Below are 14841 nucleotides of genomic sequence, written 5' to 3'. Positions count from 1 at the left end.
CCACCCACAGAGGAGACATCATGAACCATCCGAACAAGCGAAGCACTCTCAAAACCATAGCGTATTGCGCCCTGCTGGCGGGCGCAATGGGCCTATCCGGAATGGCATCGGCGCAAACCAAGCTGAAATGGGCGCATGTCTATGAAACCTCCGAGCCGTTTCACAAATGGTCGGTGTGGGCCGGCGACGAAATCAAGAAACGAACCAACGGCAAGTACGAGGTGCAGGTGTTCCCGGCGTCCACGCTGGGCAAGGAAGCCGACATCAACCAGGGCCTGACGCTGGGCTCGGTGGACATCATCCTGAGCGGCGCCAGCTTTGCCGGCAACACCTACAAGCCGCTGGCCGTCACCTACTTTCCCTTCATCTTCCGCGACGCCGAGCACCTGCTGAGCTATGCCAAGAGCGACGTGTTCAAGGAACTCGCCAAGGGCTACGACGACAAGAGCGGCAACCACATCACCGCGCTCAACTACTACGGCGCGCGCCACGTCACGTCGAGCGCCGCCAAGCCGGTGACCAAGCCCGAGGACATGAAGGGCCTGAAGATCCGCGTGCCCGACGCGCCGGCCTACCTGGCCTTCCCCAAGGCGCTGGGCGCCAATGCCACGCCGATTGCCTTTGCCGAGGTCTACCTGGCGCTGCAGAACGGCACCGTCGATGCGCAGGAAAACCCGCTGCCGACCATCGAGGCCAAGAAGTTCTACGAAGTGCAAAAGAACATTTCATTGACCGGCCACATCATCGACTCGCTGCTGACCATCACCTCCGGCCAGTTGTGGGGCAAGCTGTCGGCCGACGAGAAAAAGATTTTTTCCGACGTGATGCAGGAAGCCGCCGAAAAGACCGGCCGCGAGATCATCGCTTCTGAAATCCGCCTGGCCGAGGAGTTCAAGAAAAGGGGCAACAACGTCATCACGGTGGACAAGGCGGCCTTTCGCGAGGCGGTGCTGAAAAATACCAAGCCGACCGACCACGGCTACCGCCAGCAGGACTACGACCGCATCACCGCGCTGAAGTAAGCGATGCGCGCTGGCCGCCTTGCTTTCGGGCCTGGCGGCCCGTCTTGTGACCCGAATGACTGTTTGCGGAGTGCCCATGAGCGACAAAATCATCAGCGACGACGGCGAGTTCCACACCGAGGACGAGACATTCGACCTGTCCACCACGAAGCCGGAGGCCTGGCTCGCGCTGGTCTTTTTCTGGCTGCTCGGGCTGACCGTGTTCTACCAGTTCATCACCCGCTATGTGTTCAACGATTCGGCCGCCTGGACCGAGGAAATCGCCCGCTACCAGCTGATCGCGGTCGTGTTCATCGGCGCGGCCATCGGCGTGGTCAAGAACAACCACATCCAGGTCGATTTCTTCTACCGCCACATGAACGCCGGTGTGGGCCGGCTGATGTCGGGATTCGTGGATGCAGTGCGGATCGCCTTCTTTGCAGCCGCCGTGGGCCTGACGGTCCAAATGATGCTCAAGATCGGCAACCAGACCCGGATGACGGTGGTTGATTTGCCGATGAACATCGTCTATGGGCTGTGCCTGCTTGGCTTTGCGGTGATGCTGCTGCGCTCGGTGCAGGTCGCCGTGATCCATTACCGGCGCGGCTACAGCGTGCTGGAGCGGCCCGACGCCACCATGCAGGACCGGTAGAGCCCGGCAGCCCTCACCCCATCGAGCCAGTCCAGCCCTCTCCCACCGCCCTTCCCAAGCGAACCCACATGCTGAAAATATTTTTCCTGATCTTCATGGGCGCCGGCATTCCGGTGGCCATTGCCATGGCCGGTGCCTCGCTGGTCTATATCCTGTTCAGCGGCAGCTTGCCGCCGTTCGTGGTGATCCACCGCATGGTCTCGGGCATTGACAGCTTTCCGCTGCTGGCCGTGCCCTTTTTCATCCTCGCCGGCAACCTGATGAACAACGCTGGCATCACGACGCGCATCTACAACTTTGCCCTCGCGCTGGTCGGCTGGCTCAAGGGTGGCCTGGGCCATGTCAACGTCGTTGGCTCGGTGATCTTTGCCGGCATGAGCGGCACGGCGATTGCCGATGCGGCCGGGCTGGGCACCATCGAGATCAGGGCGATGAAGGAGCATGGCTATTCCTCCGAGTTCGCCGTCGGCGTGACGGCGGCGTCGGCCACGCTGGGCCCCATCATTCCGCCCAGCCTGCCCTTCGTGATCTACGGGATGATGGCCAACGTGTCCATCGGCTCGCTGTTCCTGGCCGGGCTGCTGCCGGGCCTGATGCTGGCGTTGCTGATGATGCTGACGGTGGCGTACTTTGCGCACAAGAACAAATGGGGCGGCGACATCCATTTTTCCGGCAGCCGCTTTGGCAAGGCGCTGGTCGAACTCGCCGTGGTGGCCGGTTGGCCGCTGGCGCTGTGGGGCTTGATCCAGGCCGGCGCACCGCCGCAGCTCACCGTCTTTCTGGGGCTGGTGGCGCTGTTTGTGCTCGACAAGATTTTCAGCTTTGAAGCCGTGCTGCCGATCATGACGCCGGTGCTGTTGATCGGCGGCATGACCACCGGCCTCTTCACGCCCACCGAAGGCGCGATTGCAGCGTGCGTCTGGGCCATGGTGCTGGGCTTTGCCTGGTACCGCACGCTCAAGTTCAGGATGTTCGTCAAGGTCTGCCTGGACACGGTCGAAACCACCGCCACCGTGCTGTTCATCGTCGCCGCGGCATCCATCTTCGGCTGGATGCTGACGGCCACCGGCGTGACGGCGGGCATTGCCGAATGGGTGCTGGGCTTGACGCAGGAAGCCTGGGTGTTCTTGCTGCTGGCCAACCTCTTGATGCTGTTCGTCGGCTGCTTCCTGGAGCCGACCGCCGCCATCACCATCCTGGTGCCCATCCTGCTGCCGATCACGCAAAAGCTGGGGATTGATCCGGTGCATTTCGGGCTGGTCATGGTGCTCAACTTGATGATCGGCCTGCTGCACCCGCCGATGGGCATGGTGCTGTTCGTGCTGGCGCGTGTCGCCAAGCTGTCGGTGGAACGCACCACCATGGCGATCCTGCCGTGGCTGGTGCCGCTGCTGGTGAGCCTGGGGATCATCACCTACTTTCCCAAGGCGGTGCTGTGGCTGCCGAAAATGTTCTACTGATTTGTTGCGGGAAAGACCAAGGTACCTGAAGCGAAGCGAAAGGCCTTGCTCTGTCCCCAACCGATCAAGTCTCCGAATTAATCCAGCACCTTGAACCGGTGCCTCATCCCAAACCCAAACCCAACTCCACCATGACTCCCTTTATCCGCCTTCATCCCGCCGACGACGTGCTGATTGCCCGGGCCCAGCTGGTCGGCGGCACACAGGTCGAAGGCATCACCGTGCGCGGCCTGATTCCACCCGGCCACAAGGTCGCCACGCGCGCGCTGGCGGCAGGCGAGCCGGTGCGGCGCTACAACCAGATCATCGGCTTTGCCAGCAAGCCGATTGCACCGGGCGAGCATGTGCACACCCACAACCTGGACATGGGGCCGGACAAGGGTGACTTTGCGCGGGATTACGCTTTTGGCGCCGACGTCAAGCCGGCAACGCCCTTGCGCGAAGCGACGTTCATGGGCATCAAGCGGGCCGATGGCCGGGTCGCTACCCGCAACTACATCGGCATTTTGTCGAGCGTCAACTGCTCGGCCACTGCGGCACGCGCCATTGCCGACCACTTCTCGCGCCAGACCCACCCGTCGGCGCTGCAGGATTTTCCGAACGTCGATGGCGTGGTGGCACTGACCCACGGCACCGGCTGCGGCATGGACACCGAGGGCATGGGGATGCAGATCCTGGAGCGCACGCTGGCGGGCTATGCCACGCATGCCAACTTTGCCGGCGTGGTGGTGGTCGGCTTGGGCTGCGAGGCCAACCAGATCAACGCCTGGCTGGCCCACAGTGCCCTGCGCGAGGGCGACAACTTTCGCGTCTTCAACATCCAGGACACGGGCGGCACCCGAAAAACCGTGGACAAAGGCATCGCGCTGATCAAGGACATGCTGCCGCGCGCCAACGACGTGCAGCGCGAACCCTGCAGCGCCGCGCACATCACCATCGGCCTGCAATGCGGCGGTTCCGACGGCTACTCGGGCATCAGCGCGAATCCGGCACTGGGCGCAGCGGTGGACCTGCTGGTGGCCCACGGCGGCACCGCCATCCTGAGCGAAACGCCGGAAATCTACGGCGCCGAGCATTTGCTGACGCGCCGCGCCGTGCGGCCCGACATCGCCGAAAAGCTGATCGCCCGCATCAAGTGGTGGGAGCATTACACCGAGATCAACGGCGGCGAGATGAACAACAACCCGTCGCCCGGCAACAAGGCCGGCGGGCTGACGACGATCCTGGAAAAGTCGCTGGGCGCGGTCGCCAAGGGCGGCACCAGCAACCTGGAGGCGGTCTACGAATATGCCGAGCCGGTCAGCGCCCACGGGTTTGTCTACATGGACACGCCCGGTTACGACCCGGTCAGCGCCACCGGCCAGGTGGCGGGCGGCGCCAACGTGATCTGCTTCACCACCGGGCGTGGCTCGGCCTATGGCTGCGCGCCCTCGCCGTCGCTGAAACTGGCGACCAACTCGGCGCTGTGGCAACGCCAGGAGGAAGACATGGACATCAACTGCGGCGAGATCATCGACGGCGGCGTGTCGGTGCAGGCCATGGGACAACGCATTTTCGAGCAGGTGCTGGCCACGGCCTCGGGCCGGCAGAGCAAGAGCGAGCAGCACGGCTACGGGCAGAACGAGTTTGTGCCCTGGCAAGTCGGCGCGGTGATGTGAACCTTTTCAACGCTATAAATTATGTCAAAAACCCTGTTTCCGCCTGTCCTGCGGGCCTGTTGCGCTAGCATTTTAGAAGCAGCTGGCAGTTCGGCCGAAGAAGCCGAAAAAGTCGCCGCCAACCTGGTCATGGCCAACCTGAGCGGCCACGACTCGCACGGCGTGGGCATGCTGCCGCGCTATGTCGATGCGGTGCTCGAAGGCGGCCTGGTGCCCAACGCCAGCGTGCAGACGGTGCTGGATGCGGGAAGCCTGCTCAGCCTGAACGGCCAGCGCGGCTACGGCCAGGTCATCGGCGAGCAGGCGATGGCGCTGGGCATCGACAAAGCGAAGCGGTACGGCAACTGCATCCTGGCGCTGGCCGAGTCGCACCACCTGGGGCGTATTGGCCACTTTGCTGAAATGGCCGTGGCCGAAGGGCTGGTGTCGCTGCATTTCGTCAACGTCAAGTCGCGCGCCGTGGTCGCGCCCTGGGGCGGCAGCGACGGGCGCTTTGGCACGAATCCGTGTTGCATCGGCATTCCGCTGAAAGACCAGCCGCCTTTCGTGTTGGACTTTGCGACCAGCCGCGTGGCCCAGGGCAAGATGCGCGTCGCCTACAACCAGGGCAAGACAGTCCAGCCCGGCCTGCTGATGGACGAGCACGGCCATCCGACCACCGACCCCGGCGTGGTCGTCGTGCCGCAGCCGAACGGATTTTTTGGCGCCTTGATGCCCTTTGGCGAACACAAGGGCTACGGGCTGGCGGTGACCTGCGAATTGCTGGGCGGCGCGCTGACCGGCGGCGGCACCTGGCATTCCACCAACGTCCACAGCCGGGCCATCCTCAACAGCATGCTGACCGTGCTGATCGACCCGGTCAAGCTGGGCACCCAGACAGCGTTTGACACCGAGGCCCGGGCTTTTGTGGACTGGCTACGCCAGAGCCCTCCCGCCGACGGGTTTGACCGTGTGCAGATTGCCGGAGAGCCCGAGCATGCCATGCGCCTGCAGCGCGAGCAGGACGGGATCGAGGTGGACCTTCAGACCTGGCAAGAAATCGTCGAGGCTGCAGGCAAGGTCGGCGCCCGCATTTGATTTGCATGGGCTGTTGCAGCTTTCACCCGGGGTTGCCATGTCTGGCCACGGCTGGGCGTCCGAGGCTATGGGCACAGGCCCAGGATGCGTTCCTGCTGCGAGCACATTTTGGCCGGCTGCCTTGATTTCACAACCGTTCCCATCTTGGCGGTTTCAGCCACGCAGGACCGAAGCTCGCGCGCCGTCGGTGCGTAGTAGATCCATCCCCGGCCGAGTTCCGGCAGGGAAAGTTCAACCTCTTTCCACTTCGGGTGTCCTTTTTCCTGGAGCTGCGAAAAGTTCTGGCACAAGGAGCGGGCCATGTTTCTCAGGTTATTTCCGGTGTCCCTGAGGCGGAAATCGTAGGTGACCAGAAAAGCCTTGACCGCCAGTCCCGGAATATCTTCTGCCAGCAGGCTGGGGTAATTGCTGGCACGCACGGTGGCGGGAAAGTAGGTCTTGAGAACCGCTTCGCTGGAGGGGTGGCTGGGGTCGAACTTGAGCAGCTTGATGAGCTTTCGCGACTCGGGCTTCATGTCCACAAGCAGTTTGGCTGGCTGGCCCAAAACGAGGGCGACCACGTCGATGGTCTTGTCGGTGACGAGCTTGGCCAGGGCCTCCTCGTTGGAAAGAAAGCTTGCGCTGTCAGGCATGGCCTCGTTGAACATCAGGCGGTAGAGCGTGGCCGAGGTCAGCGCCGTGCCGCTTCCCGACTCGCCCGCGTTGAGCTTGGCGTTTTTGATCTCGTGGATGAAGTTGCGCTCCGAATCGGCCCGCACGATGAAGTAAATTTCCTCGTTATAGAGCGGCATGATCACGCGAAGCGGCCGTATCAAGGCGCTGGCGGCAGAATTTCCCTTGGCTGCAATGTCAAGATACGACTGGTAGACGTCCGACTGCACCAGGGCCAGCTTGACGCCTGGCTCGTAGCGCAGCAGCCTGACGTTTTCGGCCGATCCGGCTGACGGCAGCACGTCGAGCTGGATGTCCGCCGACGGCGCCACGAACTCGGCGAGATCGCGCCCTATCTTGATGTAGGTGCCGCGCTCGGAAGCGGTCACGATCTTGTAATTCACTTCAGCCGCCGCCATCGAAGCGTGGCAAAGCATTCCTGCTGTCAGCAGTACGCTCAGGATCAGTTTGTCCATGCTGTTTTCTCCTGGTTCATGAAGGTCAGTCGCATAGCCCCAGCGTTGCAACGGCCGGAGGGCATTCTTTAAGGACGGGCGCGGTCTGTCGGGGTTTTTCCCTGGCTTCAGTGGCCGGTGCAGGCCTGGCAGGCGGCCTGGCCGCGATGCCGGGCCGCGAAGGGGCTGGCAACTTTTCTGCACCGGCAACGCCATTTCCACCGGGCGACACAGGCGGTGCAACTGATACAGGCGGTGCGGACTGCGGCTGCGCTAACTGCGCCAGTGTCTGCCGGACGGATGCCAGGGCGCTGGCCGCCAGCCGCGACCTGTCGTCGTTCTCGCCAAACCGGGTCGAATACGTCAGCACGCTGTCGGCCAGCAGCGTTTGCGCGCGCGCCAGCAATTCGGCGCGATTGGGAGCGGCCGCAGGACCTTCACGACGGCCGAGGTTGGCATAGTGCGATCCCAGCCGGTATTTCGCGTCGGCGGACTCGACCGAAGCCGCGCCCTTGAGCTTGTCCGCGATCTTGCACGACATCAGCAAACCCACCTCGGCGTCGCGCGCACGGCCTGCAGCCGAGGCTTCCTGGCTCAGGACGACGAAAGAGGCAATGTCCACCGCCAGCAGGCCCGAAACGTCGGCCTGCATGGGAAACTGCCCGTCCTTGTCGCCCGCCGCTGGCACCACGGGTTCCGAGGGACACATGACGAGTGGCCCCGATGCCGCTTGCGCAGGTTCGGGCCGTGCTGCATTTGGCCGTTCGCTGCCCGGCAGGTCTGCAGGCGCTGTGTTCAGCAGCAGCCATCCACCCAGTCCGATGGCCGCCGCAATGACCACAAGCCACGGGGCCAGGGACGCAAATCGCCTCGGACCGGAAGCGACGGATCCTGGGGCAGGGGCCGCTGGCTTTGGCGGGCCAGGACTTGGCGGGAACGGCGGACTGTCGGGCTGTGGCGAACCCGGCGGGTGAATCAACGCTGACTCCCGCGCCCTCCATGCGTCCAGCAGGGCCGATGCGCCGGGCGCTGGCGTCGGTTCAGGTTGAGCCGCTGGCGGCGCAACATCGGGCTTGGGCTGGCCAAACCCCGACGGTGGAAATGGCGCACCGGGTTGAGGTGGCTGGGACGTGGTTTGCGGTGGCACAGGCTCGGCTTTGGGCAATTCACGGGCAAATGCCGCGCGCCATCTGTTCCATGCTTTTGCCAGGGTCATGTTCCGAGGACCAGACGCGTCGTGAACAATGCCGCTGAATGCTTGATGATGACCATGAGCCGACCATATCGCGCCAGCGCAAGCCCGGAGGGTGACAAAACAATGCGTTGCAAAGCTTGCAACTTTGCTTTTTATTGCAAAGCCGTGCTCTCACCCGAAAAGGCAGAAAGCACGCGTGCCGACTTTGGTGTGTACCGTGATTTCTACCCTGGAACCCACGGCGTCGGGACTAAAAACATCCTGCCAGAACGGGTAGTGGTTACCCCGTTACGGAACCGCGCAGCCAGCGGTTTGCGTCAACAGCCCGCGCGCCGACAGATTGGCATAGAACGCGCGCAGCCCGAAGGTCCACGGCGCTGCCCGGTCGCAGTGGTTCACTTCATTGACCAGCAGGCCGAGCTGCGGGCTGGAAATCCGCACCATGTCGCCCAGCCGGTGCGTGAAGCCGCTGCCTGGCTGGCCCCGGTCCTGCGTCGGCGCGAACATGGTTCCGAGGAACAGCATCACGCCATCGGGATACTGGTGGTGAGCGCCCAGCGTCTGCGCCACCAGGTCGAGCGGGTCGCGGCTGATCTTCGCCATCGAGCTGCTGCCGTGCATCTCGAAGCCGTCGCTTCCTTCCACCCGCAGGCTGACGGTGCAATGGCGCACATCGTCCATGGAATAGCTGGCATCGAACAGCCGGATGAACGGCCCGATGGCGCACGATGCGTTGTTGTCCTTGGCCTTGCCCAGCAGCAGCGCGCTGCGGCCCTCGAAGTCGCGCAGGTTCACGTCGTTGCCCAGACTGGCGCCCACCGTTTCTCCCCGGCTGTTCACGGCCAGCACGATCTCGGGCTCGGGATTGTTCCAGGCTGAACCGGGATGAATGCCGACCTGCGCGCCGTTGCCAACACTGGACAGCACCGGCGCCTTGGTGAACACCTCGGCGTCGGGACCGATGCCGACCTCCAGGTATTGCGACCACAGGCCTTTTTCGATCAGCAGCGCCTTAAGTTGCATCGCCTGCGCCGAACCGGGCTTGATGGCGCCCAGGTCGCCGCCCAGAAGCTCCACGACCTGCTGGCGCACGGCGGCGGCTTGCGCGGCGTCGCCCCGGGCCTGCTCCTCGATCACCCGCTCGATCAGGCTAGCGGCAAAGGTCACCCCGGCGGCCTTGATGACCTGCAGGTCGCAGGGCGCGAGCAGGCGCAGCGTCTGCGGGTCGTCGGACTGCGCGGCCGCGCTTGGCATCAGCTGGTCGATGCTGCCAACCAGGCGGCCCGGGGCTGCGCGCACCTGCGCGACCAGATCGGCCGCATCGAGCAAATCGCTCATGGTGGCGAAATGCGCCGACAGGTCATACACGCCGTCCGGGCGCAGCACGATGACCGATGGCCCCGGAACCGGGCCGGGAACCCACGCGCGGCCGACCAGCGTTCCGGTCAGTCCGTCTTCAGGCAGCCAGGGCGTGGCGGGCATTTTTTTCATGGGAGCGTCTCCGTTTTCAGTGTTGATCAAGGGGAAGTAAGGATTCAGGTGGCAGATGCCGCTGGCAGCCGGTAGAGCCGCCGGGCATTGCCATCCATCACGGCGCTTTGCGCCTGCGGACTCAATCCGGCGAGCAATTGCCGTGTCTCGGCGAACCATTGGCCATAGCTGCCGGCCAATTCCAGCACCGGCCAGTCGCTGCCCCACGCCAGGCGCTCGGCGCCAAAGCAGGCCAGCACATGCGCTGCCCAGGGCTGCACGGCGCCGGGCGCTGGGGCTGGTCCGGCCTCGGTCAGCAGGCCAGAGAGTTTGCAACAGGCGCCGGTCCGCGACGCCAGCCGGGCCATGCCGTCGACCCACGGCTGCCACTGGCCGGCGGCAATGTCGGGCTTGCCGGCATGGTCGATGACGATGCGCAAACCCGGATGACGCCCGGCCAGCGTCAGGATGTGCGCCAGGTGCGCCGGCTTGACCAGCGCATCGAACACCAGGTCGTTATCGGCCATGGCCTGCAGCGACGGCGCCAGCGCGGGCTGCAGAATCCATTTGGGATCGGCCATGTCCTGCAGCATGGGGCGCAAGCCCTTGAGCCGGGGATGGCGCGCCAGCTTTTCAATGCGCGCCAGCGCGTCGGGAGCGGCCAGATCGACCCAGCCGACCACGCCCAGCACGGCGGGGTGGGCGTCGGCCTGCGCCAGCAGAAAAGCGGTTTCCGCCTCGGTCGGCGCGGCCTGCACCAGCACGCCGCCGGTCACACCATGCGGCACCGACTGGGCCTGCCAGTCGCTGACGGCCACATCGCGGTAGATCGGCGCCAGCGCGGGTCTCAGCCAGCCATAGTCGCCGCGCGCCAGTTGCCAGCAATGAAAATGCGCGTCAATGGTCATGGCGTGGGCGCCTCCAGAGGAATCAGGCCCTGCGCCCGCAGCGCGGCCCAGAATTCAGGCGCCACCGGGTGCCGCAGCATGGCTTGCGCATCTTCCCATTCCGCCACCTTGCGCGCGCCCAGCATGACGATGCCCACCGCCGGATGCGCGAGCGGAAACTGCAGCGCCGCCGCCCGCAGGGGAACGGCAAAGGCGTCGCACACCGCTTCGATTCGCGCGGTGCGTTCCAGCCATTGGCTTGCCGCCGGCGCATAGTTGAACGTGGCCGCGCCGCCCCGCGTGCCGGTGGCCAGGATGCCTGAATTGAACACCCCGCCCAGCGCCACGCGAACGCCGCGCGCCGCGCATTGCGACAGCAACCCGGGCAGCGCGCTATGGTCCAGCAGGCTGTAGCGCCCGGCCAGCATCAGCACATCCAGGTCAGCCCCGGCAAGCACCCGCAGCACCACGTCCACGTCATTGGTGCCCAGCCCGATGGCGCCGACCAGGCCTTCGGCTTTGAGCTGCCGCAGCGCAGGCAGGGTTTCGTCCAGCACCTGGCGCAATACCCTGGGCGCATGGACGCCATGCGTGGCTGCGTCGGGGTCATGCACATAGGCCAAGTCGAGCCGGGCCAGGCCCAGGCGCTGCAGGCTGTCCTCCACGCCGCGGCGCGTGCCGGCGGTGCTGAAATCCCAGGCTTGCCGGAACGGCAGGATATCCACATAGCCATGCTGGTCGCGCGGGGCGGCAGCATCGGGCACGAGCAGCCGCCCGACCTTGCTCGACAGCACGAATGCATCACGCGGATGCTGGCGCAGCGCATCGCCCAGCCGCCGCTCGGACAGGCCGTGGCCGTAGTGCGGCGCGGTGTCAAAGCTGCGGCAGCCGCTGGCCCATGCCGCTTCGACCAGCTGCCGGGCTTGGCCATCGCTGACCGCTTCGAACAGGTTGCCCAGCGGCGCGCCGCCCAGGCCGAGCCGTAGGCCGCTGCCGGCGCAGGGCGGAAAGAAAATGTTCATTTCAGGGTAAATCCCAATAAAAGTTTACCCATCGTATAACTAACATGTCAGTCATTGACACCGGGAAATCCCGGGGTTCCGACAACAAATCGCACGCCCTCGACGCCAGCCAGCCCTAGCCCACAAACAACGCCTTTACCATGCTGAAAAACATTCCCCCGCTGCTGACACCCGATGCCCTGCATGCGCTGGCCAGCATGGGCCATGGCGACGATGTGGCCATCGTCGATGCGAACTTTCCGGCGGCCAGCATGGCCGGCAAGGGTGGCGCGCGGCTGGTGCAGTTGGCCGGCGCCAACGCCACGCAGGCATTGAAGGCCGTGCTGCAGGTCCTGCCGCTGGATAATTTCGTGCCTGAAGCGGCCTGGACCATGCAGGTGGTGGGCGATGCCGTCGCGGTGCCCGGGCCGGTGGCCGAGTTCGCGGCGGCCTTGCAAGAGGCCGGCGAAGCGCCCGCCGCCACACTGGAGCGGTTTGCTTTTTACCAGCGCGTACAGTCGGCTTTCCTGATCCTGCGCACCGGCGAATCGCGCAAATACGGCAACATTTTGCTGCGCAAGGGCGTCATCGCCAGCGACGCGCCGTGAGTACCGCACCCGCCGTCGCCACCACCAGCCTGCGCGCGCAGGCCTATGCGAGCTTTCAGCAGCAGATCGTCGATGCCAACATCCACCCCGGCCAGTTCATCTCGCAGCGCGAACTGATGCAGCTGCTGGGCATGCCGCTGGGCGCCGTGCGCGAGCTGATTCCGCGCCTGGAAGCCGAGGGCCTGCTCAAGACCGTGCCGCAGCGCGGCCTGCAGGTGGCGCATGTCGATTTGAAACTGATCAACAACGCCTTCCAGCTGCGCCAGCTGCTGGAACGCGAGGCCGCCAGCCGTTTCGTCACCACGGTGTCCGACCGCGAACTGGCGGCCATTGAACAAAACCACCTGGACATCGTGCAGCGCGCGCGCAGTGGCGCCATTGACGACGGGCTGCTCAAGGATGCCACGGCGGTGGACTGGGGCCTGCACGACCTGATGATCGACGCGTTGGGCAACGAGCTGATTTCCGAGGTGTACCGCATCAACAGCCTGCGCGTGCGCCTGATCAAGCTCGAAGGCTCGACGCTTTCGCCGCAGGTGCTGGTTCCGGCGATGGAAGAGCACCTCTGGTTTATCGAGGCGCTCAAGCGGCGCGACGCGCAATCCGTGCTTGAGCGCCTCTGCCACCACATTGAAAGCGCGCACCTTCGCGTGCTTGGACTGCCGCGGCCCGCGATGCCGTGGTCTTTGGAGAACCCTGGATGACGACACCCCCCAATCCTGATCAAAAAACCGCCGCCTTCAGCGGCATTTGGCCCGCCCTGCTGACGCCGCTCAATGCCGACTTGGGCATTGACCACGCTACGCTGGCCGTCCACTGCAAGTCGCTGATCGCCCGGGGCTGCCCCGGCGTGACCATTTTTGGCACCACCGGCGAAGGCCCGTCGTTTTCCATGGCCGAGCGCAAGGAAGCCGTCGAGCAGCTGATCGCCAACGGCATTCCCGCCGCGCAGATCATGGTGTCCACCAGCTGCGCCGCGCTGCCCGAAACCTTGGCGCTGACGCGCCACGCGGTCAGCGCCGGCGTGCACGGCTGCCTGATGCTGCCGCCGTTTTTCCTCAAGGGCGTGTCCGACCAGGGCATCATCGACAGCTACCGTTACGTGATCGACGGCATGGGCCAGGACCTGCCCAAACTGAAGATGTACCTGTACCACATCCCGCAGGTCACCGGCGTCAGCCTGTCCCACCACGTCATCGCCACGCTCAAGCAGCAGTACCCCGACACCATCCTGGGCATCAAGGACAGCGCCTGCACGACCGCGCATTCCATCGGCCTAGCCGAGGCCTTCATGAAGGACCTGACGGTGTACGTCGGCTTCGAGCCCGACCTGCCCGAAATGGGCCGGCGCGGCAGCACGGGCGCCATCAGCGGCCTGGCCAACTTCATGCCGCGCGTAGTGGACCGGCTGGTGACGCAGCCCGATGCGCCGACCACCCCGGCCGAACGCGAGCGCGTGATCGAGCTGATCGGCCTGCTCGACAGCTATTCGCTGATGCCGGCGCTCAAGGGCATCATGGCGATGCTGAGCGGCGAGCCGGCTTGGCTGCGCGTGCGCGCGCCGCTGGTGGCGCTGAGCGCCGACGAGTTCACGGCGCTGGAAAAAACCATCCGGGAATTCGGCATCGATCCCGAATCCGACTGAGCTTGGCCTGCCGGCCCCGATTTCTTTACAAGTTAGCCAACCGATAAACGACTAGGAGACAACCATGAAACATTCCCTGCTTCGCCGCACCCTGCTGGCCACCGCTTCGGCCGTTGTGATGATTGGCGCCCTGCTACCCGCCGCGCAGGCCCAGAACAAGGTGGTGCTGCGCGTTTCGACCCCGGCCGTGCCCGACGACTGGCACGCCAAGATGTGGACCGTGTTCAAGGACAACCTTGTAAAATCCGCACCCGGCGAATTCGACGTGCAGATCAACCTGAACGCCTCGCTGTTCAAGCAGGGCACCGAGCCGGCCGCCATGGCGCGCGGCAACCTGGAACTGTCGTCGATCTCGGCCTTCGACATCGCCAAGCTGGTGCCCGAGTTCTCGATCTTTACGGCGGGCTATGTGATTCGCGACCCGGAGCACCAGCAAAAGGTGTTCAATGGCCCGATTGGCGCTGAACTTTTCAAGACCGTGGCGGAGAAGATGGACGTGACGCCGCTGTCCACCGTCTACCTGGGCACCCGCCAGGTCAACCTGCGCGAGGCGCGCAACGTCAGGACGCCGGCCGACCTGAAAGGCGTGAAGCTGCGCATGCCGGGCACCAAGGAATGGCTGTTCCTGGGCGAGGCGCTGGGCGCCACCGCCACGCCACTGGCTTTCGGCGAGGTGTATCTGGGCCTGAAGACCGGCACCATCGACGGCCAGGACAATCCGCTGCCTTCGGTGCGCGCGGCCAAGTTCTACGAGGTCACCAAGCAGATCGTGCTGACCAGCCATCTGGTCGATGGCATCTTCATCGCGATTTCCAACAAGGCCTGGGGCGCCATGACCCCGGCGCAAAAGCAGAAGGTCACGGCGGCGGCGCAGGCGGCGTCCAGCTACAACAACGAGAACCGCATCAAGGAGGAGTCGCAGCTGGTGGACTTCTTCAAGCAGCAGGGCCTGCAGGTCACCACGCCGGACGTGGATGCGTTTCGCAAGTCGGTCCAGGCCACCTACCAGAACTCGGATTACGCCAAGGTCTGGCCCAAGGGCCTGCTTGAGCGCGTGAACCAGACCAAATAAGGGAGACAT

General features: G+C 64.6%; 14 protein-coding genes. 9 read left to right on the top strand and 5 right to left on the bottom strand.

The features are described from left to right. The first annotated feature begins 20 nt into the window (after positions 1-20). The 5 genes from EC86_RS0116255 to EC86_RS0116235 all read left to right on the top strand — a co-directional run bounded on the left by EC86_RS0116255 (position 21) and on the right by EC86_RS0116235 (position 5848). Positions 21-1022, top strand: a complete 1002-nt coding sequence (locus EC86_RS0116255) for a sialic acid TRAP transporter substrate-binding protein SiaP (RefSeq protein WP_029526822.1) — start codon at positions 21-23, stop codon at positions 1020-1022. Between the two features lie 76 nt (positions 1023-1098). Beyond that, positions 1099-1653: a TRAP transporter small permease gene (locus EC86_RS0116250; RefSeq protein ID WP_029526821.1), complete on the top strand. Its 555-nt coding sequence runs from the start codon at positions 1099-1101 to the stop codon at positions 1651-1653. A 68-nt stretch (positions 1654-1721) separates the two neighbouring features. Beyond that, the gene (locus tag EC86_RS0116245; protein ID WP_029526820.1) at positions 1722-3113 is read left to right on the top strand and encodes a TRAP transporter large permease; all 1392 of its coding nucleotides are present in this window, start codon (positions 1722-1724) and stop codon (positions 3111-3113) included. A 131-nt stretch (positions 3114-3244) separates the two neighbouring features. Next, positions 3245-4771, top strand: a complete 1527-nt coding sequence (locus EC86_RS0116240; RefSeq protein ID WP_029526819.1) for a UxaA family hydrolase — start codon at positions 3245-3247, stop codon at positions 4769-4771. A gap of 21 nt (positions 4772-4792) precedes the next feature. Further along, positions 4793-5848, top strand: a complete 1056-nt coding sequence (locus EC86_RS0116235; RefSeq protein ID WP_029526818.1) for a malate/lactate/ureidoglycolate dehydrogenase — start codon at positions 4793-4795, stop codon at positions 5846-5848. Between the two features lie 65 nt (positions 5849-5913). Here the strand turns inward: EC86_RS0116235 and EC86_RS0116230 are convergent, their stop codons facing one another. The 5 genes from EC86_RS0116230 to EC86_RS0116210 form a co-directional block, all read right to left on the bottom strand. Beyond that, positions 5914-6975 (bottom strand): TAXI family TRAP transporter solute-binding subunit, encoded by a 1062-nt coding sequence (locus EC86_RS0116230; RefSeq protein WP_029526817.1) that lies wholly within the window; start codon positions 6973-6975, stop codon positions 5914-5916. A 25-nt stretch (positions 6976-7000) separates the two neighbouring features. Further along, the gene (locus EC86_RS0116225) at positions 7001-7795 is read right to left on the bottom strand and encodes a hypothetical protein (RefSeq protein ID WP_029526815.1); all 795 of its coding nucleotides are present in this window, start codon (positions 7793-7795) and stop codon (positions 7001-7003) included. 642 nt (positions 7796-8437) lie between these two features. After that, positions 8438-9640 carry a fumarylacetoacetate hydrolase family protein gene (locus tag EC86_RS0116220; protein WP_029526814.1) on the bottom strand — a complete coding sequence of 401 codons (1203 nt, stop codon included), beginning with the start codon at positions 9638-9640 and terminating at the stop codon, positions 8438-8440. A gap of 44 nt (positions 9641-9684) precedes the next feature. After that, complete coding sequence (locus EC86_RS0116215; RefSeq protein WP_029526813.1) at positions 9685-10527, bottom strand: amidohydrolase family protein; 843 nt, start codon at positions 10525-10527, stop codon at positions 9685-9687. Next, positions 10524-11528 (bottom strand): aldo/keto reductase, encoded by a 1005-nt coding sequence (locus EC86_RS0116210; protein WP_029526811.1) that lies wholly within the window; start codon positions 11526-11528, stop codon positions 10524-10526. Before EC86_RS0116210 ends, EC86_RS0116215 begins: the two co-directional genes overlap by 4 nt. 140 nt (positions 11529-11668) lie before the next feature. On the opposite strand from EC86_RS0116210, the gene EC86_RS0116205 reads away from it, so the two are divergent. From EC86_RS0116205 to EC86_RS0116190, 4 genes are all read left to right on the top strand, one after another. Then, the gene (locus tag EC86_RS0116205; RefSeq protein ID WP_029526810.1) at positions 11669-12115 is read left to right on the top strand and encodes an RbsD/FucU family protein; all 447 of its coding nucleotides are present in this window, start codon (positions 11669-11671) and stop codon (positions 12113-12115) included. Next, positions 12112-12819, top strand: coding sequence for a GntR family transcriptional regulator (locus EC86_RS0116200; protein WP_029526809.1), 708 nt, complete (start codon positions 12112-12114; stop codon positions 12817-12819). Before EC86_RS0116205 ends, EC86_RS0116200 begins: the two co-directional genes overlap by 4 nt. After that, positions 12816-13760 carry a dihydrodipicolinate synthase family protein gene (locus tag EC86_RS0116195; RefSeq protein ID WP_029526808.1) on the top strand — a complete coding sequence of 315 codons (945 nt, stop codon included), beginning with the start codon at positions 12816-12818 and terminating at the stop codon, positions 13758-13760. Before EC86_RS0116200 ends, EC86_RS0116195 begins: the two co-directional genes overlap by 4 nt. A gap of 64 nt (positions 13761-13824) precedes the next feature. Then, positions 13825-14832 carry a sialic acid TRAP transporter substrate-binding protein SiaP gene (locus tag EC86_RS0116190; RefSeq protein ID WP_029526807.1) on the top strand — a complete coding sequence of 336 codons (1008 nt, stop codon included), beginning with the start codon at positions 13825-13827 and terminating at the stop codon, positions 14830-14832. Positions 14833-14841: the final 9 nt, after the last annotated feature.

The sequence above is a fragment of the Polaromonas glacialis genome, assembly GCF_000709345.1.
GTDB classification, from domain to species: domain Bacteria; phylum Pseudomonadota; class Gammaproteobacteria; order Burkholderiales; family Burkholderiaceae_C; genus Polaromonas; species Polaromonas glacialis.
This window is presented reverse-complemented; position numbering and strand designations above follow the sequence as displayed.